General features: G+C 64.7%; 21 protein-coding genes and 6 pseudogenes. 10 read left to right on the top strand and 17 right to left on the bottom strand.

Features of this window, described 5'->3' with window-relative positions; all coding sequences use genetic code 11:
- Positions 1-108: 108 nt before the first annotated feature.
- The gene (locus R4P95_RS31325; RefSeq protein WP_317747658.1) at positions 109-1182 is read right to left on the bottom strand and encodes a multicopper oxidase domain-containing protein; all 1074 of its coding nucleotides are present in this window, start codon (positions 1180-1182) and stop codon (positions 109-111) included.
- A gap of 600 nt (positions 1183-1782) precedes the next feature.
- Positions 1783-2391: a M56 family metallopeptidase gene (locus R4P95_RS31320; protein WP_317747659.1), complete on the bottom strand. Its 609-nt coding sequence runs from the start codon at positions 2389-2391 to the stop codon at positions 1783-1785.
- 202 nt (positions 2392-2593) lie between these two features.
- Between R4P95_RS31320 and R4P95_RS31315 the strand changes: the two genes are divergently transcribed.
- From R4P95_RS31315 to R4P95_RS31305, 3 genes are read left to right on the top strand one after another with little or no spacing between them, the layout of a single operon-like run.
- Positions 2594-3205: a tyrosine-type recombinase/integrase gene (locus R4P95_RS31315; RefSeq protein ID WP_317747660.1), complete on the top strand. Its 612-nt coding sequence runs from the start codon at positions 2594-2596 to the stop codon at positions 3203-3205.
- The gene (locus R4P95_RS31310) at positions 3202-3708 is read left to right on the top strand and encodes a hypothetical protein (protein ID WP_317747661.1); all 507 of its coding nucleotides are present in this window, start codon (positions 3202-3204) and stop codon (positions 3706-3708) included. Before R4P95_RS31315 ends, R4P95_RS31310 begins: the two co-directional genes overlap by 4 nt.
- A complete protein-coding gene (locus R4P95_RS31305) occupies positions 3708-4244 on the top strand; it encodes a DUF6262 family protein (protein ID WP_317747662.1) in 537 nt (178 codons plus the stop codon). Before R4P95_RS31310 ends, R4P95_RS31305 begins: the two co-directional genes overlap by 1 nt.
- Positions 4245-4327: 83 nt before the next feature.
- On the opposite strand, the gene R4P95_RS31300 is transcribed toward R4P95_RS31305, so the two are convergent.
- From R4P95_RS31300 to R4P95_RS31245, 12 genes and pseudogenes are all read right to left on the bottom strand, one after another.
- Complete coding sequence (locus tag R4P95_RS31300; RefSeq protein WP_317747663.1) at positions 4328-4987, bottom strand: site-specific integrase; 660 nt, start codon at positions 4985-4987, stop codon at positions 4328-4330.
- A gap of 102 nt (positions 4988-5089) precedes the next feature.
- A pseudogene (locus R4P95_RS31295) lies at positions 5090-5509 on the bottom strand (ATP-binding protein); the annotation flags it as partial.
- Positions 5506-6448: pseudogene (locus R4P95_RS31290) on the bottom strand (Mu transposase domain-containing protein); the annotation flags it as partial. The pseudogenes R4P95_RS31290 and R4P95_RS31295, both read right to left, overlap by 4 nt.
- Entirely contained in the window at positions 6421-6585 is a 165-nt protein-coding gene (locus R4P95_RS31285; RefSeq protein ID WP_317747710.1) for a DUF6788 family protein, read from the bottom strand. The pseudogene R4P95_RS31290 and the gene R4P95_RS31285, both read right to left, overlap by 28 nt.
- Positions 6586-6618: 33 nt before the next feature.
- Positions 6619-6849 (bottom strand): DUF5372 family protein, encoded by a 231-nt coding sequence (locus R4P95_RS31280; protein ID WP_317747664.1) that lies wholly within the window; start codon positions 6847-6849, stop codon positions 6619-6621.
- A gap of 4 nt (positions 6850-6853) precedes the next feature.
- Entirely contained in the window at positions 6854-7129 is a 276-nt protein-coding gene (locus tag R4P95_RS31275) for a hypothetical protein (RefSeq protein ID WP_317747665.1), read from the bottom strand.
- A gap of 582 nt (positions 7130-7711) precedes the next feature.
- A pseudogene (locus R4P95_RS31270) lies at positions 7712-8266 on the bottom strand (IS630 family transposase); the annotation flags it as partial.
- A 137-nt stretch (positions 8267-8403) separates the two neighbouring features.
- Complete coding sequence (locus R4P95_RS31265; protein WP_317747666.1) at positions 8404-9057, bottom strand: TetR/AcrR family transcriptional regulator; 654 nt, start codon at positions 9055-9057, stop codon at positions 8404-8406.
- Positions 9050-10303 (bottom strand): NAD(P)/FAD-dependent oxidoreductase, encoded by a 1254-nt coding sequence (locus R4P95_RS31260; protein ID WP_317747711.1) that lies wholly within the window; start codon positions 10301-10303, stop codon positions 9050-9052. The genes R4P95_RS31265 and R4P95_RS31260 overlap by 8 nt, the downstream gene beginning before the upstream one ends.
- Before the next feature lie 5 nt (positions 10304-10308).
- Positions 10309-10494 (bottom strand): rubredoxin, encoded by a 186-nt coding sequence (locus R4P95_RS31255; protein ID WP_007297973.1) that lies wholly within the window; start codon positions 10492-10494, stop codon positions 10309-10311.
- A gap of 1 nt (position 10495) precedes the next feature.
- A complete protein-coding gene (locus R4P95_RS31250) occupies positions 10496-10681 on the bottom strand; it encodes a rubredoxin (RefSeq protein ID WP_317747667.1) in 186 nt (61 codons plus the stop codon).
- Entirely contained in the window at positions 10681-11901 is a 1221-nt protein-coding gene (locus R4P95_RS31245; protein ID WP_317747668.1) for an alkane 1-monooxygenase, read from the bottom strand. Before R4P95_RS31245 ends, R4P95_RS31250 begins: the two co-directional genes overlap by 1 nt.
- 533 nt (positions 11902-12434) lie before the next feature.
- On the opposite strand from R4P95_RS31245, the pseudogene R4P95_RS31240 reads away from it, so the two are divergent.
- The 4 genes and pseudogenes from R4P95_RS31240 to R4P95_RS31225 form a co-directional block, all read left to right on the top strand.
- Positions 12435-12653: pseudogene (locus tag R4P95_RS31240) on the top strand (alcohol dehydrogenase catalytic domain-containing protein); the annotation flags it as partial.
- Positions 12654-12955: 302 nt separating this feature from the next.
- Positions 12956-13189, top strand: a complete 234-nt coding sequence (locus R4P95_RS31235) for a hypothetical protein (RefSeq protein WP_317747669.1) — start codon at positions 12956-12958, stop codon at positions 13187-13189.
- 311 nt (positions 13190-13500) lie between these two features.
- Positions 13501-13734, top strand: coding sequence for a hypothetical protein (locus tag R4P95_RS31230; RefSeq protein WP_317747670.1), 234 nt, complete (start codon positions 13501-13503; stop codon positions 13732-13734).
- 1144 nt (positions 13735-14878) lie between these two features.
- Positions 14879-15094, top strand: coding sequence for an ANTAR domain-containing protein (locus R4P95_RS31225; protein ID WP_317747671.1), 216 nt, complete (start codon positions 14879-14881; stop codon positions 15092-15094).
- 796 nt (positions 15095-15890) lie between these two features.
- Here the strand turns inward: R4P95_RS31225 and R4P95_RS31220 are convergent.
- Positions 15891-16403: a transposase gene (locus R4P95_RS31220; RefSeq protein ID WP_317747672.1), complete on the bottom strand. Its 513-nt coding sequence runs from the start codon at positions 16401-16403 to the stop codon at positions 15891-15893.
- Here R4P95_RS31220 and R4P95_RS31215 point away from each other — a divergent pair.
- Positions 16363-16974: pseudogene (locus tag R4P95_RS31215) on the top strand (transposase); the annotation flags it as partial. The gene R4P95_RS31220 and the pseudogene R4P95_RS31215 overlap by 41 nt on opposite strands.
- A gap of 105 nt (positions 16975-17079) precedes the next feature.
- Here R4P95_RS31215 and R4P95_RS31210 read toward each other — a convergent pair.
- A complete protein-coding gene (locus tag R4P95_RS31210; protein ID WP_317747673.1) occupies positions 17080-18657 on the bottom strand; it encodes an MFS transporter in 1578 nt (525 codons plus the stop codon).
- Between the two features lie 122 nt (positions 18658-18779).
- Here R4P95_RS31210 and R4P95_RS31205 point away from each other — a divergent pair, with 122 nt between their 5' ends.
- The gene (locus tag R4P95_RS31205; RefSeq protein ID WP_317747712.1) at positions 18780-19445 is read left to right on the top strand and encodes a helix-turn-helix domain-containing protein; all 666 of its coding nucleotides are present in this window, start codon (positions 18780-18782) and stop codon (positions 19443-19445) included.
- 201 nt (positions 19446-19646) lie between these two features.
- Here the strand turns inward: R4P95_RS31205 and R4P95_RS31200 are convergent.
- A pseudogene (locus R4P95_RS31200) lies at positions 19647-20374 on the bottom strand (4-hydroxyacetophenone monooxygenase); the annotation flags it as partial.
- 1388 nt (positions 20375-21762) lie between these two features.
- Here R4P95_RS31200 and R4P95_RS31195 point away from each other — a divergent pair.
- The gene (locus tag R4P95_RS31195; RefSeq protein ID WP_317747674.1) at positions 21763-23223 is read left to right on the top strand and encodes a cytochrome P450; all 1461 of its coding nucleotides are present in this window, start codon (positions 21763-21765) and stop codon (positions 23221-23223) included.
- Positions 23224-23375: the final 152 nt, after the last annotated feature.

Here is a 23375-nt window from a genome sequence, read left to right as displayed (position 1 = left end):
CGGTGTCATCCGGCGGTGCGGTATCGGTGTCATCCGGCGGTGCGGCCTCGGTGTCGGTGAGCCCGGTGTGTTCGGGGGTGTCCGGCGTCGAGGCGTCTGGTGTGTTCGTCACTCGGTCACCTCGAAGAATCCCATCCAGCCCAGATCGGCGAACTCGGTCTTGTGGGCGTGGAACATGTACTTGCCCGGATGGGGGAACCGCATTTCGCAGATTCCGCGCTGTCCCTGGGCCTGAACGATCGTGTCGGTGAACTCGGCCGGCTCGAGCCGTGTCCCGGTCGGGTAGTAGTCGAAGAAATTACCGTGCACGTGGAAGCTGTTGATCGGGTCGTACTCGAGCACGTTGACCAGGTAAATGCGCACCAGCTCACCACGTTTGACCTGCACGGGCTCGTGCATGTAGTGGAACGGGATGCCGTTGACGGCGTAGAGCTGGTTGCCTTCCCCGTCGAAGGTGGTGTTGTAGCCGTGCATCACCATCACCATCTCGTCGGCCGGCGGGCGCCCCTGCGCAGGGTCGATGACGAAGGTGCCGTACATGCCGCGGGCGATGTGCTCGGCCAGCGGGCTGACGTGGCAGTGATACAGGTGCAGCCCGAATGGGGTGGCGTCGAATTCGTAGGTGAACGATTCGCCGGGCTCGATGATGCCCCGACCCACCCCGGGGATCCCGTCCATCTCCGCCGGGTGGATGCCGTGGAAGTGCATCGTGTGCGGATGCGCGGACCCGTTGGTGAACCGCACCCGCAGCCGGTCACCCTCTCGGCAGCGCAGCGCGGGACCCGGCACCCGCGAATTGAACGTCCACGCCGGGAAGAACACCCCGGGCGCGACCTCGATCTCCGCGTCGCCGGCGAAGATCTCCCACTCGCGCAGCGTGCGCCCGTCCGGCAGCACGGAGGTGGTGCCGTAGTCGAAATCGCGCAGCATCGCGGTGGGATGAAACCCGTTCGCCGCGTGATCGACCTGCTGGCCCAGCCGGAACGTGGCCCCGCTGATCCCACCACCATGGCCGGCGGTTCCGGCGCTGTGGGAGGCGTGACCCTCAGCGTTGGCTCCATCCCCTCCCCCGGGATGATGCTCGGCGGGCGACTGCGACAGTCTCCCCGCCCCCAGTACCAGCCCGGCCGAACCCGCCAGGGCCCCTCCGAGCAGCAACTGACGGCGCGATGGCGCGCTCACTGCACCGCCCCGATCAGGACGGCACACGCATCGCGCACGGTTATCAGCATCATCACATCATAAAGTTTGGCATCCCGAACTCTGGATTCAAAGCCACCTCACAAATAGCTGCACAAAGCTGGCGTCACAGTTCCCTCGGCCGAGGTCGAGTCCATAGGCCAAATGGATGCACACTCCGGTGTCGAGAGGGTTTGCGCCCTCTCAACGTGGATGGCGGTGCGGGCCCGTGAACGCCTGCTCGCGCAAAGCCGGAGATCGCGCCCCTTGTCGCGAGCGACCACCGACCGCGGAGATGACCTTGCCTGGATATCGCGATCGAACGCGGCAACTGAACCCCGGAGTCGGAGGGTGCGGACACGCGGGAGTTCGCTGGGGAGTTCGAGCGGGTTCGCGCCGAGTTTCACCGGCACGTCGATGCCTCGAGCGCCGAGGATTTCGACCCGCCAGCCGTGGCCATGGGAAGAACGAGGAACTCTGTCACATTACACATGATGTTCGGCTACATGGTCGTCCCTGGCCCAGTTCGTCGAGTCGGCGACTTCTCGACCCACGCCCCCGGTCGGTCCACTTTGGAGGTTTGCCAGCCCGCAGTCGTCGCGCTCAGACCCCCATGACCATCGGGCCGCACATCACCACTCCGGCGTGATAGAGCAGCGCCAGGGTGACCGGGCCGAGGGCGATGAGAGCAGTCGCTGCCGCCAGCGGGGCACCCGTGCGAGCACCGCGGGCCGAAGGGGACGCTGCAGCGAGGCGGTCGGCTCGGGCGAGGACGTCGATGCCGGTGGCGCCGAGCGCTTCCGTGGGCGCGGGGTTGCGCTCCGGCGAGGCGAGAAGACCGCCGAGGAGGGCGCGTGACCCGTGGTGCCGCGCGGCGGTGTCGTCGGCACACATTTCCAGCAGTCGGGCGATCTCGGCTGCTCCGGTGGCAAACAGGCTTATCCGCGGCAGTGCCGCAGCCAACCCCCGGACCGCACCCAGCACCAGGTGATGTCTGCCGGCCAGGTGGGCGCGTTCACGCGCGAGTACGGCATCGAGTTCACGCTCACCGAGGGCGGTGAGCGCGCCACGGCTGACCACGATGGTGTGCGGGCGCCCGGCCACGCAGTAGGCGATACGTTCGGGCGCGTCGAGTACCACCGCATCGAGGCCGGCGATGCGGCGGCCGATCAGCCGTGCGCGGCGCGCATGTCGGTGTGTACGCGCACGCATCCGAAGCACAGCCCGCGCCGTACGCCACAGCGCGAACCCAAATGCCGCGACAGCGCACACCGACAACACCAGCAACACGCTCTGCAAGGCCGAACCGGGCTGGTTACGACTCGGACCCGAGCATGCCGGCTTCTACAGGCGTGGTGAGCTGGGCGGCAAGCCCCGGCCCCGACTCGAAGGTCAGGTCATCGACGACGACGCCATGACCCGGATCATGGCCGGGCTGGATCTGCTCGGTGCCGCCGTCGCCGACGGCGGGTTCGGGGACGAGCAGGCCATGCGGATCACCATGCTGGTGGCGTTGCTGGGTCGCCGGGTCAGCGAGATCTGCCTGCTCGACCGCGACCCACTGTTGCCATTGTCGCCGACCGCGCCGTCGTCCTCGCCGGGCGAGGCTGCCGCAGGCGGCAACGAGCAGGGGCTGGTCGCCAAACTCCGCTACCAGCAGACGAAGATCGACGGCGCGCCGGACACCATCCCGGTGCATGCCGAGGTCGTCGCGATCATCCGCGAACAACAGGACTGGGCCGCAAGGTTTTTCGCCGAACACGGCGCACCCGGAAGGACCCCGAAGTATCTGTTCCTGGCCGCGCTGATGAACCGCAACGGCGACCGACCCTACTCCGGCACCGTCCTGCGGAATCTGTTGACCGATCTGGCCGTCCGGCTGGACGTGCGCGACAGCACCGGAGCCCTGGTCGACTTCAACCGCACCCACCGATTCCGCCACACCGTCGCCACCCGGTTGCTGAACAGCGGTGTCCCGTTACACGTGCTGCAGCGTTACCTCTCGGGCATCTCACGCCGACCATGACCATGACCTACGCGCAGACGCTGCAGTCCACCGACGAGGCCGAATTTCTACGCCACCGCAAGCTCACCGCCGACGGACGCGAGCTCGAGATCGATCCTCGCGACCTCTACGACATGCTCGAGTTGGACAAGCGCACCGACCGGATCCTGCCCAATGGGTACTGCCTGCTGCCGCCCCGCCAGGTCTGCGGCAAGGGCAACGCCTGCCTGACCTGCGACAAGTTCGCCACCGATGCCACCTTCCTGCCCGAGTTGCACACCCAGCTGGCCCGAACCGACCAACTCGTCACCGAACGCCGCGCGACGTTCGAAGCCCGCACCGGACACCCGATGGGCGAGGACAACATCTGGCTCGCTGGACGCCGGCAGGAACGCGACGCCCTCGGCCGAATCATCCTCACCCTCGAACGCACCCGCCTCACCGACGACACCGCCGGGGCGATCCGCGGTGCCGGCGTCCAGGCCCGCACCGACGCCATCACCGCGAGACAGGACAACAACTGATGCGTGGCAACCCGGACAACCTCCGCCAGGCCGCCGCCCGCAAGAGCGCCGCTGCACAGGCCCGAGCCGAGCATGGACTGCACGAGATCATCCGCCGCAACGAGCCGATCACCTTCCGCGGCCTCGCCCGGACCGGAGTCGACCGCACATTCCTCTACCGGCACCGCGACCTGCTCGAGAAGATCCACGCGCTGCAAACCGAACCCACCGCCGACGACGGCACCGGACCAGCGGTCACCCGAGCCTCGCTGCAAGCAGACCTGCTCGCCGCCCACGAACGCGCCGTCCGGCTCAACACCCGAATCCAGCACCTGGAAAAGCGCCTGTCCGAAGCCCTCGGCGAACAAACCTGGCGCGAGTCCGGGCTCGGCGCCCCAACCGACATCGATGCACTCCACCACCGGATCACCCATCTCGAACAACAGGTCATCGACCTACAGCAACAACTCGACGAACGCGACGAAGACCTCGCCGCGGCCCGCGCCACCAACCGCGAACTCATGGCCCGCATCAACGCCCCGAGCCCCAAAAAGTGAACCATCGCGAGTCCGCTTGCGCCACACCTGTTGCAGCGGATAGCATCTCCCCATCAGCCTCTGAACTGCACAAACTCAGAGAATCACGCTGCCACACGGGGCTGACCCCCGGAGAACAGTCCGGTCTCAGCCAGCAGCGCGAACAGAAACCGGTCCCGCAGATTCCCGACCCATTCACCAGTGGCCGAATCGAACACGGCGCATCCATTCAGGATCGCCTGGATCTGCCCAGGCAACAACAGAGGTGGCCGACCAGTACCCCGGTGACCGCGGCGCACCCGCACCAGCGACGACGGCCGCGGAGCCGTCCGAGCATCCAGATGCGCCAGCAACCCCCGCGCCGGCATCCGCCGCGGTGCCCCGCGCATCAACCGTCCCGCGACCGGAACTCCGAAAACCGCTTCCTGCCACCGATAGAACGACATCAACGCCGCCAGCCGCGCCTCCAACGTCGAAGCTCCCGGTACCTGCTCCTGCGGGACCAGGCTGCGTTCAACCGTCCGGCCGTTGCGCAACCACGACAGGAACCCCGTCACCGCGGGGACACCGACGTCCCGCCACTTCCCGACCTCGTCGCGCTGCTCCAGGAACGTCCACCACTGAGCCAACGCCGTCGCATAGCCGCGCACCGTATTCGGCGACCACAAAGTCCGGTGAGACTCCAACCACTCCTCGACCGGATCAACGGTCCGATACGACGCATCGACCACCGTCCACGTCCGACTCCCACCAGGCGGTCGCACCGCCAGACCGTACGCCACAAGCCCCGCTCCACATCGTTGTTGCACTCCCTCTGATAACCGGGAAACAACGATCGCAAAGCAAGATCAACAAACATCGTCGAAGACGTTAATGAGAGTCGACGAACTCCCGTTGATAACGGCTGGTCCGATGATCATCAGATTCGCTTGTGCTCGAACCCATTCCAAGCTGGTCAGGTAGTCGAACACCTTGGGCTGAATCGATGACGCCGCGACGTCGAACGACTCCAACGTCTTCGTGACCGGGAACCCGGCAACCTTGAGCCGGTTCACGATGTTCGAGGCGTCCCGTGCGGCGATCTCCGCCTCCACGAGGGTTCGCAGCACCTCTTCCGGGGTCCACCGCTGGGTCTTCGCGGTCAGGAGGACTTCGGGTGCGGTGCGACGGATCGCGGCGAGTTTGAGCCGGCGCAACCCGGCATCGAGGTCCGCCGCCAGCACGGGAACCGAGGGCGGTGCTGCAGCTGTGACCGGCCCTTCTGCGGTGGTCGCTGTTTCGGTCATGAGCCGGCGCTCCCGTCGGTGCGCGGGCCGATCGCATAGTCGTCGAGCGATCGGGTCGGTGCCGTCGGAAGATCCAGAATCAACGCATCCCCGGCCGGCCTGGGTTGCGGAGTTCCGGCACCGGCAGCGAGGATCGATCGAACATCGGCCGCTCGGAAGCGTCGGAATGCCACCGCCCGGGTCAACGCCGCCACCAACGCCTCGGTGCCGTGCGCGGCGCCCAGTGCCAGCAGCACCTCGAGTTCGGGTCCCAGGCGGGTGTTGCCGATCGCGGCGGCACCGACCAGGAACGCTTCGGCGCTCGCACCGAGTGCGCAGAATTGCTGCTCGACAGTCGTTCTCGGCCTAGGTGCCCGGTTCGGGTGCTGGCCTGGGTCCGTCGTAGTGCTCGTCGTGCACCGACGCGGTTCCCGGTGCTGTGAGGTCGTGTTCGGCGACCACCTGCCCGGTCGCCGGTTCGACGATCACCAGGGCATCGTCGGACTGAACCAGCCGCACGGAGGTCCCGATCAGCCGGGTCGGGACCGAGTACCGGGCGGACGCGAACCGCACACACGAGAGCCGGTCCACTTTGCGGGTCACCGGCGGCGGCCCCATCTGCAACCGCAGAGACGGCAACGGGTGCAACAGTTCCCGCTCGTCGCGCAGTCGCTCATCAGGAATTGCGCAGATCTCAGTGTGTATCCGGGCGTTGGCCTCGGCGCACCAGGTGCGGGCGGCGGCGTTCGCGGTATGAACATCGACCGTGGTGCCGGCGACCGCGGCCTCGGTGAACAGCGGGACGGCCAGGTCACGCTGGGCGTAGCCGACGAGGTTCTCCACAACGCCCTTCGACTGCGGATCGTTGGCGTGGCAGAAGTCCGGGGCGAAGCCGTAGTGGGTGGCGAAGCGAACGTAGTCCGGGGTGGGAATCACCACGTTCGCCACGACCCCGCCCTGCCGCAGCGCCGGGTCTGCTCCACCAACGACCCGGCCAGCACCTGCTCCACATCTCCCAGCCGCGCCGCCAACCGACGCCGCCGCGTCAACAGCTCCCGCGTCGACACCTCGGAGAACTCGTTCTTGTGTGTATCCATCACACAAGAGTGTGCTCTGACCAGTCATGACAATCAACGATCCTCGATTGCGCGTGTCGCCGCGAACAGGTCGGCCAGCCCCTCGGCCGAGAGCCGGTGCCCCCGCGGCGGCTCGCCCCGGTCGGTCCACGACCGGGGCACCGTCACCTGACCGTCCGCACCCCGGGAACAGACGAACACCGAGTCCCCGGCCCGCCGTTTGACGTAGAGAACCTCGAGCCGCTGCCCCCTCAGCGGGTGGAACGGATGAGTGACGAAACCCAAATCATCACTGGACGATGCGGCAGTATGCCGCCTCCGTCGGCACTCCCAAGATCCTCGATCCGCCCCCAGGCTTGTCGATCTCCACCATCCGCACCGGCGGCGGAAAATAGCAGCCCGACGACATGCGATTCCACAGCTTGAAGAGGTTGTCCCGTAGGTCCACCTCGAACTGCTCGATCGACACCCCGTCGACGCCCGCCGCACCCTTGTTCGCCTTGACTCGCAAGTACGCCTCGAACACCAAGTGTTTCGAGATCTCGAACGACTTCGGTTTACTCATCCGGCTCCTCCCGGGCACACCGGTTGACCGCCAAGCAAACCCGGACGACCCGTCCCCTTCGCTCCACCCGCGTTACCAGGCTTCACCGCTACTACGAGACGGTCCGCCCCCGTGCCCCGCATCGGTACTCGACCCCTCACGGTTTTGTCCGCTTGGGGTTCTCCCTCTCGCCACCAGCCCACCGGGCCGGCGACAGTATCGGGGCGACAGGTTCCCACGTTCCATGCAAGAGCCCGGGCCAGGCTCGCGCTACCTCCATGCCGGACGCCGTCTGGGCAGTCGGCAGGCTCCCCCCAGACTTGTCCCGGAGCCCAGATGATGCCCCGGTTTCGACGCCACTGAGAAAATTTACGACACGTCATCAGCAGTTCGCTCACGCTCGCCTTCCTGACCCACACCTGACGCGATCTCTGCCGCGCCTTTTCCGCAGCGCTCACCACGACCGGCACTTAACCGGCGCAGCCTGCGGTGGTTTGGAACCTCCCCCTGCAGGGCGACCCCGGAGGACCTACCTCCATCTCTTGCACAGCATCACTTCCGGAGGCTGCTACATACCCGCCTCCCTCAGCGTTCGTGGCACACCATCTGCGATTTCTCGTCCACGCACAGCACCAGTGCCTTGTCGGGCGGGGCGAGGTAGAGGCCGACGATGTCGCGGACCTTCTCGATGAACTGTGGATCGGTGGACAACTTCCAGGTGTCCACCAGATGCGGCTTGAGGCCGAAAGCGCGCCAGATCCGGGAAATCGCGGTCTGGGACATGCCGGTGGCACGGGCCATCGACCGGGTCGACCAGTGCGTGTCCCCGTTCGCCGGCGTCTCCTCCAGGGTCTTGACGATCACCGTCTCGACCTGCTCGTCGGTGATCGTGCGAGCCGCGCCCGGCCGCGGCTCGTCCGCCAGGCCCGCCAGTCGATCCTTGACGAACCGGGCCCGCCACTTCGACACCGTCTGCGGCCAGATCCCCAGTCTCGCAGCGACATCCTTGTTCGTCACGCCCTCCGCACACGCCAGCACGATCTTCGCCCGCAGCGCCACCGCCTGCGACGTCTTCGCGCGACGAGCCCAACCCAGCAGCGTGTCACGCTCGACATCGGACAGAACCAACTCCGCCTTCGGGCGACCAGCACGTGCCATTACCCGATGATACCAATATATTCAACGAATCAATAACTCAGAACACTAGGTGATCGTCAACGCTGTGCACCTCGCCCGGCGGTGAAGGTATGACCCTGTCCTGTTCTCTCTCACATCCGTCGACGATGCGCCGTGCCTCATTCCACCACTGGCGTGGATGCAAGGACATAAGGCGTCAAGAGCTTGGCCATGTCTTCGGCCACATCGCCGTAGGAGTCCGGAGGCATCGAAATATAGCTAATCGCAAGCCGTGCGATGGCCTTGGCGAGGACCATGGCACGCTCCGTGGACGCCTGCACCCAACTGCGTTCGAATGTGGTGCTCAGACGCCCGCTTGCGCGTTCGATGAGGGGGGCGTTCTCGACGGTGATCAGACGCAGCAAGTCTGGTTTCGGATCACCAGTGAGCAAAGATTGCACCAAGGGATCGGAACCGCTTTCAGCAAAGAATCTCGAGAATCCCCCGAGCAATGCTCCGTGCATGTCACCCGTGTTCGCATAGACGGCTTCGTCGAGTGCCTCCACGAAACTGTCGGTCAGCCGCAGTGCGTAGCCTTGAGCGAGACCATGGCGCGACTGAAACTCGTTGTACAGGGTTTGACGACTCACTCCTGCCGACGCGGCGACGTGAGTCATGGTGATTTCGGACCAATCCTTGGTTCGCAGCAAGTCCCCCATCGCATCGAGTATCGACTGATGCAACAACGACCGGGTTGCCTCCGCGTAGGGAATACGAGCGTGTGCGCGGGGACGTCCGATCACCGGCACACCCGGCGCAATGTTGTCAGCCATGGACGGAATCGATGGGGGCCACCGATCGCGGGGCAGTTTCTCGCCGTATGGCGGCGAGGTCCGCCAGTGAGGTGTCTTCGTCCCTCAGAGCCTGCTGATCGAGGGGGCTGCGATGTTGGATCAATTCCCGCGCGGCGCGGATGTCCTTGGGGCGTCCCATCGACACAGCCCCGACGAGCATCCGATTCCTACTGAACAGCGCCGTAAAGTTGCGGTCGTCGAGGGAGCCACGGACGATCAAATCATCGTCGGCCCGGGGCCAGCCAGCGAACTGGAGATTGTGGCCGTACTGTGTGGACCACGCCCACGGCACCTCGGTGAAGAGCGCGGGCCTGCCTAGCATGGCTTTCGCCGCAGCCGCCCCCTGAGACATGGCGCTGTTCCAATGCTCGGTTCTGTGTCTGCCTCCGATAATCGGGTTCGGGCAGTTCGCGACATCGCCTGCCGCGTAAATCCCCGACGCCGAGGTGCGGAAATGCTCATCGACGACAATGCCATTGTCGATTGAAAGCCGAGCCGAGGCAGCCAGTTCGGTGTTCGGCGCCATCCCGATCGCCACCAGCGCCATTCCGGCGGACCATGTGCGCCCCTCGGTGTCCGTGGCCACGACACCGTGATCATCCAAGGTCAGGCTGGTGAGACTGACACCGGTTTCCATGGTGACTCCATGCTCTGCATGGAGTTGGCGGTACATCTTCGAGATCGCCGGCGGAAGAATCCTGATCAACGGCGCTTCCGCCGCTTCGAGAATCGTGACCTCGGTTCCGAGCGAGCGCGCGGTTGCCGCCACCTCGGACCCAATCAACCCACCGCCGACGATCAGGACGGACCCTGCGCCGATGATCGCATCACGCAGCGACGTGGTATCCGCGAGGCCTCGCAACGTGTGGATTCGCTCGCCTGAGCGGGTGGCGAACTCACGTGCTCGTCCGCCTGTTGCCAGTAGCAACGCCTCGAATGTGAGTGTCTCGCCGTCCGACAGCGCCACGGTTCGCCGTTCTGGATCGATCGTTTCGGCGCTGATGCCCGAACGAATGTCGATGTCCTTCTCGGTCCACGCGGTGTCGGATTTGAGGAGCGCCCGCTCGGCTGTCATTGTGCCTGCGAGCAAGTCCTTGGAGAGCGCCGGCCGCCGATAAGGGAGGCTCGGTTCGTCTCCGACCATCACTATTCTTCCCGAGAAGCCCTCTGCCCGTAGAGTCTCCGCTGCAGTTGCGCCGGCGATGCCGGTACCGACGATCACCATCGTCGTCACGAGCGGGCCACTTCAATCATTTCGAAGTCCGCTTTCGCGGCACCGCAGTCCGGGCAACTCCAGTCTTCAGGGATATCGTCCCATCGAGTACCCTGCGCGATGCCGTCCTCGGGCCAGCCTTCGGCTTCGTCGTATTCGAATCCGCATTGAATGCATCGGTACAGCTTGAAGTCAGAGTTCATGTCAACTCCTTGTCGTCGTGTCGGTGTCCACGGGTGCAAAATCGACTTTCTCCCGCACTCCGCAGTCCGGGCAGCACCAGCCTTCGGGGATAGCACTCCATCGGGTTGCCGCCGGGAATCCCTCTCGTGGTGCGCCAGTACGTTCGTCATACACGTAGTCGCAGACGGGGCATCGATAACGTGCCATTACTTCGCTCCGTACTTGGATAGGACCTTCTCACGCTTGCTCGGCTGAACGTTCACCCGTGTGATATCGCCGTCGTAGTGGGCGAGAACCCGCTTGTCCATTACCTTGCGCCAGATCGGCGGAACATAGGCGAGGACGATCATGCTCGCGTAGCCACTCGGGAGGTTCGGCGCACCGTCCATACTGCGAAGCGTCTGATAGCGGCGGGTCGGATTGGCATGGTGGTCACTGTGCCGCTGCAAGTGGTACAGAAAGATGTTGGTGCAGATGTGGTCCGAGTTCCAGCTGTGCACTGGGGCGCATCGCTCGTACCGACCACTCGCGGTCTTTTGCCGCAACAGCCCATAGTGTTCGAGGTAGTTCACGGTTTCGAGTAGAGAAAAGCCATAGATGGCTTGGATAACCAGAAATGGAACGATTTCGACACCGAAACCGATGGTCAGTGCGCCGAACAGCACGACCGACATTGCCCAGGCATTGAGTACATCATTGTGGATGCTCCACGTGCTCTTGCCGAGTCGCTGCATTCGGGTCTTTTCGAGTTCCCAGGAGGACTTGAGACTGCCCCACACACTGCGTGGAAGAAACGCCCAGAACGTCTCGCCGAACCGTGCACTGGCAGGATCTTCCGGCGTAGACACACGCACGTGGTGCCCTCGGTTGTGTTCGATATAGAAGTGCCCGTAGAACGTTTGCGCCAGAGTCACTTTCGACAGCCAGCGCTCGAGTTCGTCCTTCTTGTGGCCCATCTCATGTGCAGTGTTGATACCGACTCCGCCCATCACCCCGATGCTCAACGCGAGTCCGATCTTCGAGATCCAGCTCAATCCCCCGTCAATCCCCAGCCAGGCGAGATTGTCCGCCGACCACAGGTAACACGCGAAGACGAGACTCGCCAGCTGGAACGGGATATACACATACGTGCAGTAGCGGTAGTACTTGTCGTTCTCGAGTCGCTCCATCACCTCCTCCGGCGGATTCTGGCCGTCGGGCCCGAAGAAAATGTCGAGAACAGGAAGCAGCCCAAACAGGAGCATCACACCGATCCACCACCAGATCGGTGACACCGCGTTCCAGCCGAGCTCATTAAATCCCCAGACCAACGCCGCGCCCAGGAAGACGGCCGTCGGTGGAATCAACCCCAGCAGCCACAAGTGTCGCTTCTTGTCACGCCATTCCTCGACAGGAATGTGCGACTCGGTATTCACGTTCGTCGTCACCTCTACTCCTCACCTTCGGGACCAGTTCGGGACTATGCCCTGGATCACTCAGGTATTGACACTACCGAATATCTGTAATTTGTCTATACACCGATGCTCTTTTGTATATCCCCGGCTGATCGCGCCAGATGGCCACCGCAAGTCCGCACCCCGGCGTCCAGGGCGCTTCTCGCTCGATGCCAACGCCAGGAAGGAAGCTCGCAGCCGCACGGAACCAGCCGCATGCTCAACCACGAACGGCCTCTCGGAGACAGCGATGATCCGAGGTGAGGGTCGCGGCTTCATCCCTTGCAGTGGTGGCCCGTCCGACAGCGCCTACCGGAACCGACTGCCGGTCGACCGCGCACCGGGTGGTCACAGGAGATTGTTCGGCGAAAAACTCACCTGCGGAGTACCACGACTCCCACGCCCCCGCGGGGCTCCCGGTTGGCGCGTACGGGCCAAGCCTGGCACGTGCGGACCGCGCGGTGACGTAGACCACACGCGCATAGTGAGGAGAGTCCGTGATCGGCTCGTGGAATGGAGAGAGTGGGATGAAGACAAAGGCTGCAGTTTGTGGGGGCTCGGAGAGGAGTTGGCAGGTCGAAGAACTCGACCTAGACGACCCCAAGCCCGGCGAGGCGATGGTCAAGCTCACCGCCTGCGGACTGTGCCACTCGGACGAGCACCTGGTCACAGGCGACCTCCCGATTCACTTCCCCGTAGTCGGGGGCCACGAGGGTGCCGGGGTCATCCACAAGGTCGGATCGGGCTCAGCCATCTCGGAACCAGCTTGTCGCTACCCTCCAACCAGGGAGATCCGACGGTCGTCGCCAGCTGGACCGCGAGCACCCGCTGCACAATCTCGATCCGGGCTCTCCCCCTTCCCCGACGGCCCGGCGCACCGGTTCTTCATGGACGGCTTCTACGCCGCGTACCGCGCAGGGTTCGGCCGCCCTCCTTCGACGTGATCGCCCTGACCACACCCTTCCCACACACGGCACGGGAGGCCCCTTGAGGTCGACTGGATCGCCGAGGCGCATCGAATACTTCCGACCAACAAAGAGGTACCGCAATGACCGAGTTCATCTACTGGTTCGTCCCGCTGGTGATCTTCATGCTTTCTCCAGCATTGATCCCCATCATCATCCACGTGTGCGGCCACGTCTACGACAAAGTCGGGCGGACGGCGGAGTCACCCCGCAATAGGCGCAGGCTTGAATCAGGCGTCGTGCGCAGCAAAAGTACCGGGACTTTCCGTCTTGCTGTGGATCCGCCTCTGACACAGCGGTTTAGTTCTTCGCGTTGATCCGGCCTCGAACGTGATCGTGATCCAAATCTGGTTATGCCGGGCGATCGCAGTCGGTGTGGGCTGGTAGGTGGTGTTGTCGCGGAGCGTTGACTCCGCTCTTCCACCTACAACAGCACTGACCATTCAGAATGGACGAGGGTTGGCGATGGCGATGATTCGTATTGAAGCAGAGCCGGTTTCGGGGGCGTGGGTGCGGTCCGCGCTCAGGCCACCCGCCGCCGACCGAGCACGTCCGTCCGAGATGCGAAACCCGGGGCTCGAATCGACCAGATCAGCCCGGGCGGGTACCTTCCGGCAGACCCCGACGGTTGGCGGGCACCCTCACCTCCTACGACCTGAAGGCGGTCGGCGCGTTCACCCCGCGTGCTGCTGCACGACGCGCTGACCACGACCCGTACCCGACATTCACCGACACCCGCGCGGCCTACGCCGCCGCCCAGGGCGCGTACCCCCGCTCGGCGACGCTGACGTCGAGCACCTGGGCGACCAGGGTTTTCGGCCGGGTGGTTGATGCTAGAATGGGGCACCATCGTGACGGGTGAATCAGAAGCCGAGGATCCAGTCTCGGATGTGATGGCAAGCGCGGCGTACCTGCGGAGCATCGCACAGTGACCGCCCTGAGGACCAGCGTTCTCGGAACGTCCCGCTCGCGGAGCTGTTGATCGCCGAAACGGCGATCTCAGACCTCGGGTCCGATCCGGACCCGCACATCTACCCCACATTGTCTACGCCTCACCCACCGCTCAGCGACAATCCGATGGGCAAGCATCAACTCTCGTGCCGTCCGAAGGCAGGGTATACACGCCGACAGCATCGTGGATCATCCCCGGAATGTGGATACCAACCTCCGAGCGAGCAGAGCACGACATTGACCGGTCGCTTCGGACTGCAGCAACGACAAAGAAGCGTCGTGCATGAAATGCCGCGGGTGACCGTGGTTTCGCCCCTCGGCGGTTCCACACCCCTCTGCTCGTTCTTGGCCGCGTGGTGCCAGACCGCGCGGCCGGTCGGCTTCGACATCGGGTGGATACATCGGAGTGTTCGACAGTTCACATGCACGCAACTCAGTCGCAAGACGATTTCGTTACCGTAAGCGATGCCAACGTGAGGGATCGGCTCAGCTAGAATTCAGCCACCGCTACGGAGCGCGCGATGGAACACCTTGTGGTCCTGTCCTTGATCGGCCTTCCGGTCGCCCTCTTCGGCCCGTATCTCACCTGGGGGGTGGTCCTGGCCGATGAAACGCGCCGGCTCGAGCGCCAGCGGCTACCCGCCCCGACCCACCACCGCGACGACTACCGGCCCCGACCAACGGGCCACCCAGATCACTCGCCGATGCTCCCAGAGTTCGGTGTCGGCACCTCGGCGCCGGACCTGAGACCGGGGCACACCGAAACCAGTCGTCGACGCCCCGGTGTCGGCACAGGCACCCCCGGCCGCCGCACCTGCGTCCCGGTGCAGGTGTCCGGCACTTGTACACGGAGCTTGCCCGCCTCCACGGAGCTTGCCCGCCTCGGCATACCGAATACGCGGGCGCGGGGGCCCTGCGGGTCGCTCCCTCGCTCCTCACGAGCGGAGCACTCAGGGCGCCGCGGGGAAGCCACGCAGCGACTCCCCACACCGCGCACACGTGTCGCTCTACCGGCGTGGCCGCAGCAAACCACAGCATCAACAGAGGCGTGGGAGATGACCGAAGTACCCGATACCGGTGACACCCCGACGCTGGAGCCCGCAGATGCCACGGACAAGCGTCGGATGGATGGCCGGCAACTATTGTCGACCGCGAAAGGCATTGTGATCGCGTTACGCGGCTGCAGCGACACCGCCGCATTCGACGAGACTTGCTGCGCATGGCCCACCGTCACCACCTCAGCGTGCTCAACGCCGCACGCGCACTCGTAGACCTCGCCATCGGCGACACGGGTCACACCAAACACACTCGTTGCGCGCAGTGCCACTCCCGGCAGTGGTCCTCTCTGCGCCCGAAACGCCCAATCGCCTCCCGGGGGACAATCAAGGACATGAAATGCAGCTCACCCGGCGACGCGGATAGCGACAAACTCGCGATCTCACCGACACCGCCTTGTGCGCTCAACCATCGCGATGTTGTTGACGCAGATCGAATTTGCGGATCTTGCCAGTGGCGGTCACTTGGCCAGCGCGGTGACTACCTCGATCCGTTTTGGGTACTCAACGCCGCTACATACACGGAGAGATGGCTCGTGGGTACACCACGGTGTCCCGGTCGTCGACAACCATCTCCACCCGGGTGGGATCGGTGGCGAGGTCATCCCATGCCACAACGTTGCCCCCGCCACCCCTGGTGCCGCGGGATTCGGGCCGCATCAGCGGCAACCACCGACGACCACGGCGCTACGATCGCCGACTGTTGCGGGTGTTCTACCTGTCCGCCCAGCTCAGCGTGAGAGCGCATCTGAAAACTCGGGGGATCGGCGTGTGACTGGTGAGGAATGGGTGAACTCCTGGTAGGTCAGTAGGTGCTTAGGAGCCAGCTCGTCAGGGAGCCGGAGCAACTCCTGCGGCAGCACCGACTCGAACAAGGACGGTTGATCGCCTACGGTACGGAACACGATGGCCTCGATCCCTTCTGACCGGAAAATGCTGAAGGTGAGTGGCAGGCAATAGCATCCGGCGTAGCTTGCGGAGCCGGATCAGTTTGTGAAGGTAGATGTTTGGGTTAGGCAGCGGGCGCCACGGTGACCCGGTAGCCGAGGGCGGCGAGCTGGGCGATGTGGTTGCGAAGCTTGCGTTCGGTGTCGATGTGGCGGGTGTGGTAGTCGGCGCCGAGGTCGTGGAACCGGACGTTTGCGTCGATCAGCAGATGCCAGACCACAACGAGGATGGAGCGGGCGACGGCGACGAGGGCTTTGAGCTTGCCGCGACGTTTGACGATTCGCCGGTAGCGTTCGCCGAGGAAGGTGTTCGTCTTGGCGGCTGCGGCGGCGGCCTCGCCGAGCACTCCCTTGAGATAGGGGTTGCCCTTGCCGGTTCGACCGCCGCGCTGGATCGGCCCGGACTGGATGGTGCGCGGGCACAGTTTCTCCCACGACACCAGGTGCGCGGCCGTGGGAAACACTGTCATGTCCGGCCCGACCTCGGCGAGGATGATCTGCGCGGCGCCACGCCCGACGCCGGGAATCTCGTCGAGGGCTGGCCGGCAACGCAACCTCGACACCCGAGCCCACGACATCCAGAACGGGTTGCGGGCCGAGCACCTCACCGCACCGGCGCCGGTTGCAGCCGCGTTCGCCGCCACCACCAGCGCCGCGGTCGGCCTCATCACCGAGCTGAACCGGCAAATCACCGAACTCGAGGCCGAACTGGCAACACATTTTGAGTCACACCCGGACGCCGACATCTACCGCTCCCTGCCAGGACTTGGTGTCGTACTCGGCGCCCGGGTGCTCGGTGAGTTCGGGGACGACCCCGACCGCTACACCACCACCAAGTCTCGCAGAAACTACGCCGGCACCTCCCCGCTAACGATCGCGTCCGGCAAGAAACGCGCGGTACTCGCCCGCCACGTCCGCAACCGGCGCCTCTACGACGCCATCGACCAATGGGCGTTCTGCGCATTGTCGTCCAGTCCCGGCGCCCGCGACTTCTACGACCACCGCCGCGACGCCGGCGACCTGCACCACCAAGCCCTCCGCGCCCTCGGCAACCGCCTCGTCGGCATCCTCCACGGCTGCCTCCGCCACCACACCCACTACGACGAGCACATTGCCTGGGACCATCGACGCACCGCCCAAGCCGCTTGACGACTACAGCCCTGGGGTGTCTAGCCCAAGGGGTTGAGGCCATTCTCGCGTTCCAGGACTGGCCGATCACGCACCGTCACACCCGACTTTTTCAGGTCGAAGTAGCTAGCGGCGGGCGCGGGATCGACTGCGCTGGGCCGGTTCAGCCGGGTTCCCCGATGCGCCCGTGTCCGGGGTGCGGGGAGCGCGGCCGGGCGCCCAGAACAGCAGAATCGCGGCACCCGCCGACGCGATGAGTGCGAGGACGATCGCGGACTGCTCGGTGCCGTGCAGAAACGCGGACTTGGCGAAGTCGGCGAGTTGCCGGCCGACCGGTCCGGCCCGGTCGGCGACCTCGAGGGCACCGGCGAGTGAGTCGGTGACCGGGCCCCGCGCCTCCGGAGGGAGCCGCTCGATCGCCGGGGCGATGTTGTGGCTGTACCCGGCGGCCAGGACACTGCCGGCGACCGCGATGCCGATCGCCGCACCGATCTCGCGGGTGGCGTCGTTGACCGCCGCGGCGACCCCGTGTTTTTCGACCGGGGTGTCCGCGACGATGGCCGCCGTCGCCGGTGCCGCGGTAAGGCCCAGACCCGCGCTCATCATCAGCGTCGGCCACAACACGTCGACGTAGGTGGAGTCCAGATCCAGCCGGCTGATGAAGTAGAACCCCGCGGCGATGGCGAGCAAACCGGTCACCGTCATCAACCGCAACCCCAGCCGGGCCGCCATCCACGGTGCGATCGCCGACAGGAGCACCAACGGCACCATCATCGGCGCCAACGCCAGCGCCGAACCCAGCGGGCTGTATCCGAAGATCAACTGCAGGTATTGGACGAGGACCAGGAAGACGCCGAACGTCACCAGGAACTGAATCGTGATGGAGAACGATCCGCTCCCGAAGCCCCGGCGGGCGAAGAACCGCACATCGAGCAGCGGATGATCCACCCGCAACTCCCACACCACGAACACCGCCGTGGCCACCACACCCAGCCCGAATCCGGCGACCACCGCGGGATCCGACCAGCCACGTGCCGGCACCTCGATGATGGCCAGCACCACCAGTCCGATCGCGAACACCACCGCGACCGATCCGATCACATCCATCAGCGGCGGATTCTCCTGGCGGGATTCGGGAATGGTGAAGGCACACAACAGCAGAAACACCCCCACCCCGGTCAGGCCGACGAAGATCGACTGCCACGACCAGTAAGCGAGCAGCACCCCGGACCCCAGAATCCCCAGCAGACCCCCGGACCCGGCGACCCCCGCCCAGATCCCGACCGCCCGCCCCCGCTGCTGCTCGGGGAAGCCCGCGGTCAGGATCGACAGCGTGGACGGCATCACGAACGCCGCCCCCACCCCGGCCGCGGCCCGCGCCGCGATCAACCACCACGGGGTCGATACCAACAGTGGCACCGCCGAGGCCAGTGAAAACAGTGCCAACCCCACGATCAGCACCGCCCGCCGGCCGTAACGGTCACCCAGCGCCCCGGCGGGCAACACCAGACACCCCAACGCCAACGTGTACCCATCGACCACCCAGGTGAGCTGGGTTTGCGTCGCCCCGGTGGCCACCGCAATGTCCGGAAGCGCGGTGTACAGGGCCGCCATCGACGCGACCACCAACGCCACCGACAGGCACGAGACCACCAACGTCCACTTCTGCGCCCGCGACAGCAGCACCCGATCACCCGAAGCCATACGCCCACCTCCACATAACGATACGGTAGGTATCGGTTCGCTACTATCAGTAGCACAATGTGGGGTGAGTGGATAGTGCCCGCGACTGATTCGAGCGGCACAATGACGAGGTGGGCGAGAAGATGATCATCGAAAACCTGGTCGACGACGAGGACCGGCTCGTGGATCCCCGGCGGGCCCGTTCACGCGCACGACTGCTCGACGCGGCGACGTCCCTGCTCTCGACCGGCGGCATCGAGGCCGTCACGATCGACGCGGTCACCAAGGTGTCCAAGGTTGCGCGGACCACCCTCTACCGGCACTTCACCGACAGCACCCAGCTCCTGGCCGCGGCGTTCGAGCGACTGCTGCCCCCGGTCACCGCACCGCCGGCGTCCGGAACGATCCGTGAACAGTTGATCGAGCTGCTGGACCGTCAGGCCAAGCTCATCGAGGAAGCCCCCGCCCAACTGACAATGCTCGGCTGGCTCGCCCTCGGTTCCACCCAACCCGACACCGTCGGGACGACATCGCATCCCGAAGATGACAGGAACCCGGTCAGTTCCCTCCGCACGCGGGTGGTCACCCAATACCGCGAACCGTTCGACGAGATCCTGGGCAGCCCCGAAGCCCAGCAAGAGCTCGGCCACTTCGACACCACCCTGGCCCTGACCCAACTCGTCGGACCCATCATCTTCACCCGACTCGCAGCACTCCCGCCGACCGGACCCATCGAACGGCAACAACTCGTCGACGACTTCCTCGCCGCCCGCGCCACCGCACAGACGCAAACCTCGATCACACACTGATTTGTTGTTGCCCGACATGTTTCAGAGGTCAACGATTCCCCGCCGGTCTCGATCTACCCACCAACTACCATGCGCAATCATCGAACTGTGTTCGTCGATGATCGACGGGCAGATGGCACACATGTCCGAGCTGGGTAAACCCAGGCTTAGGAAAGTTCGGGCGCGCATTCCTCCTGGATCGCCCCTTGGCCTCACGGCCGCCTACCGGGCGACGGCGTGGTAGTCCTGAAACCGCACGTCCGCCATTTGTTTGACGTATTGGGTGGCGAACCTGGGGTACATGGTGGCGTTGAAGCCGTCCTCGGTCAGATACCAGGTTCGGCACTCTGAGTTCCCGGTCGTTTTCGCCAACCGTTTCTGCAGGGCATCGTTGAAGCTGCGTTGCGCGTTCTCACGTACATCGAGGTACTTGAGATTCCAGCGTCTCATGGCCCGGATCGCCTGCACGGCGTAGTCGATCTGTGCCTCCATGTACATCAGCGCCGAGTTTTGCCCGGGCCCGGAATTCGGGCCGAAAGTGAAGAAGAGGTTCGGATAGCCGGCGACATTGACGCTCTTGTACGCGTAGGCACCGGACGACCACTCCTCGTCGAGGGATCGACCGTCGATCCCGACAATCGAAAAGGGGTGTGCCGGACTTCGCCACATCGAAGCCCGTGGCAAACACGATCGCGTCCACGTGATGCTCGAGCCCGTCGGCGGTGCGGATGCCCTCCGGACACAGGTTCCTCGGCCTTGACGTTGCGGAGTATCTTGCTCGCGTCCGCACGCAACTCGTTCGTTTCACGCGATGGACCAGGTAATAAGGGTGCAGTTCTCCCGACTCAACGCTGGGTAGTAGTCGTTGGTGACGAGCAGTCGTTTGCATCCCGCCGTGAAGCGAGGGGTGAGTTGGGGCGCATCCAGGGATCTTTGATCTGGCGTCGCAGCTGCAGCGGGAGAAGTCAACTTGGGCGCCTGGCGCCCCGACCGTGCCGTCCTGCCCCATCTGCTTCGCAGGGGTTATCTGCTCAACATTCCCCACTTGCCACGGCTGGACACATGCGACTGATAGGTGCCACACCGCGTAGGTGCCTACACTGCGTCCAAGCCCGGCAACGAAAGCACTCACGCTTCCGTCGACACCGACCTCGTCCGCGGAGCCTTCACAATCCAGCCGGAGCAGCCGCCTATGAACTTGCGGCGGCGCTTCTCGCCAGATCCAGCCCCGTCACTGAAGCCGTCGATACCACCGAGAAGGGGAATCGCCCGACGCCCCGCCCGAATCCGGGAGCCCCGGTTCGTCGACCCTGCCCTGCGGACTCGTACACCCCCTCGAGTTCGGTCTACCGGGTGCGACCCCGAGGATTTCGCCGCCGCATTCGCGCTCGCCGACGGCCACGAACAGCTCGCCCAGCACGACAATCTTCTCGGATCTGCTGCGAATATTCCACTTGCCCAAGATAATTCCTACTTTGAGGCGTGTCGAGGAGATCGGTCCGACTCGAGCCTACTGCTGCCGCTTGGGCGCGTTGCCCTGCTCCTGATCGTGTTCCGGTCCTCTTGCACGGCGCCGACTGACATCTAGCAGTTCCTCCTCCGACAAACATGAGAAAATGTCGCAATATTGACAAAGATCACTATTCTGTCGAGACTGGCCAGACGTGTGTTAGACCCCACATCGCAGGGAGTATCGATGACCTCAGCCTTGTCCGCCGCGCGCCTGCGCCCCGTAACTCCGATACGCCGCCCTCGACACGAAGCTGGCGAAACGGCCACCCTCCGACGCTGGACGCACCACGACGTGGGAAACACATGAGCACGGCGGCACCCTGGCGGTGTACGGCCCGGTCTTCGGCGCGTACGTCGGCACCGTCCCGAACCGCGCGCGTCTGTCACGTACGAGGTGACAGCGCTTCGGGATGGGCAGCCAAGATGGGACTGCGACGGCCTTGGATCGCGGGTCACCTGGATACTACGTTTCCGAGACTGTTTGCTGGCCTGTCGAAGAACACCTTGCTACAGTCCGAAACAGGCGAACCCGGCAAGAGGCTTCGATCGAAGTCCCCTGGTCTGCGACTTCCGCGAAATTCCTCGCCGAAGAGCAATCCCCACACGCAAACACTGCTCACCGCGACCAAGCTGCTGTCGATCAGCTACCGGCCTTTTCCGGTAGTCGGCGTCATCAGCGCCTGCAACGTCCCACTGGTGGTATGAACGCGGGCCGAACAGATTGCACGCCCACCCGAGGTCGGAGCGGTGAACCGGCGGCAACCCACCGAGACCGCGCCCGCAAAGCCCTAGACAACTAGGCGACAGACGTCAAGGACGGTACCCCATGGTCAATCTGATTCACGCTCCGCTGGACAAGGCGCGCGAACGCGTGTCATCCGTCGTGATGCTCCCCGCGCCACGACGGATCGAGAACGCACTGCGCAGCTTCAGCCACAAATGGCCGACCCGCCACCTCGCTGAGCCACCGTCGGGCAGCGGACTCAAGCCGGTCGAAGGCGACCGCGGACTGCCGATGCTCGGGCACACTCTGGACTACATCCGCTTCGGCTCGGATTTCACCCGCGACCGGTACAACCAGTTCGGACCGGTTTGTTGGATGGGAGCCTTCGGCACCCGAATGGTCATCGTCTCCGGGCCGGACGCTACCCAACACGTGCTCACCAACAAGGACAAGGCCTTCTCCCAAGACGGCTGGACTTATCTCATCGACAAGTTCTTCCATCGCGGCCTGATGCTGATGAGCTTTGATGAGCACCGCATGCACCGGCGCATCATGCAGGAGGCCTTCACCCGCGACCGGCTCGCCGGCTACGCCAACCAGGTAGGCCCCTGCGTGCGGGAGAACGTGCCGACCTGGCCGACCGACAGCACGCTACGCATCTATCCACGTTTGAAGAACCTCACGCTCGACATCGCCACCGAAGTGTTCATGGGCGGGTGCGGCGGCGGAGAGGACGCCGCAGCGATCAACCAGGCCTTCGTCGCCACCGTGCGTGCCGCGAGTTCAATCGTGCGGGCACCGTTGCCCGCCACACGGTGGCGCGCCGGCGTCAAGGGACGGCGAGTGCTCGAGGACTACTTCGCACGACACCTTCCAGAAACGCGGTCCGGCGACGGCAACGATCTGTTCGCCGGACTCTGTCACGCCACCACCGCCGACGGCGAACGCTTCACCGACGACGACGTCATCAGCCACATGATCTTCCTGATGATGGCCGCCCACGACACATCAACGATCACCACGGCCGCGTGCGCCTACTACCTCGCCAAGAACCCCGCCTGGCAGCAACAGGCCCGCGACGAATCAGACGCCCTCGGCGACGATCTACCCGACATCGACGCCCTGGAAGGACTCCAAACCCTCGACCTGATCATCAAGGAGACGCTGCGACTGGTCGCACCCGTACCGATCGTGATGCGCAAGACCGTCGCCGACACCGACGTCCTCGGCCACTACATCCCTGCCGACACCCTCGTCGCTGTCGCACCCGCGGTAAATCACTTCGTCGAGGACTGCTGGACCAATCCCGACACCTTCGACCCGAATCGCTTCGCCCCCGACCGTCAAGAAGACCAGTCGCACCGCTTCGCCTGGATTCCCTTCGGTGGCGGCGTGCACAAATGCATCGGACTTCACTTCGGCACACTCGAGGTCAAAGCGATCCTGCACGAGATGCTGCGCGTCTACACCTGGACTGTTCCTGACGACTACACCGTCCGCTGGGACAACACTTCCTTGCCCGTTCCCGTCGACGGACTACCAATCCGGCTCAGCCGCAGATAGCCCACGACAACTTCGAGCAAGCGGGAGTTGTCTTGCTCCTCTGACCCGAAAGTCCCCCTGACCACGGGCGTACGTCGGCGACCCGGCGTAGCTTGCGGATCCGGGTTTCATTGTGGCGGTGTTGGATTCGGTTAGGCAGCTGGCGCGACGGT

Origin of the sequence: Rhodococcus sp. IEGM 27 (assembly GCF_033142305.1) — a bacterium.
Lineage (GTDB): Bacteria > Actinomycetota > Actinomycetes > Mycobacteriales > Mycobacteriaceae > Rhodococcus_F > Rhodococcus_F oxybenzonivorans.
Note: the sequence above shows the minus strand (reverse complement) of the source record. Positions and strands in the feature narration are given on the sequence as shown.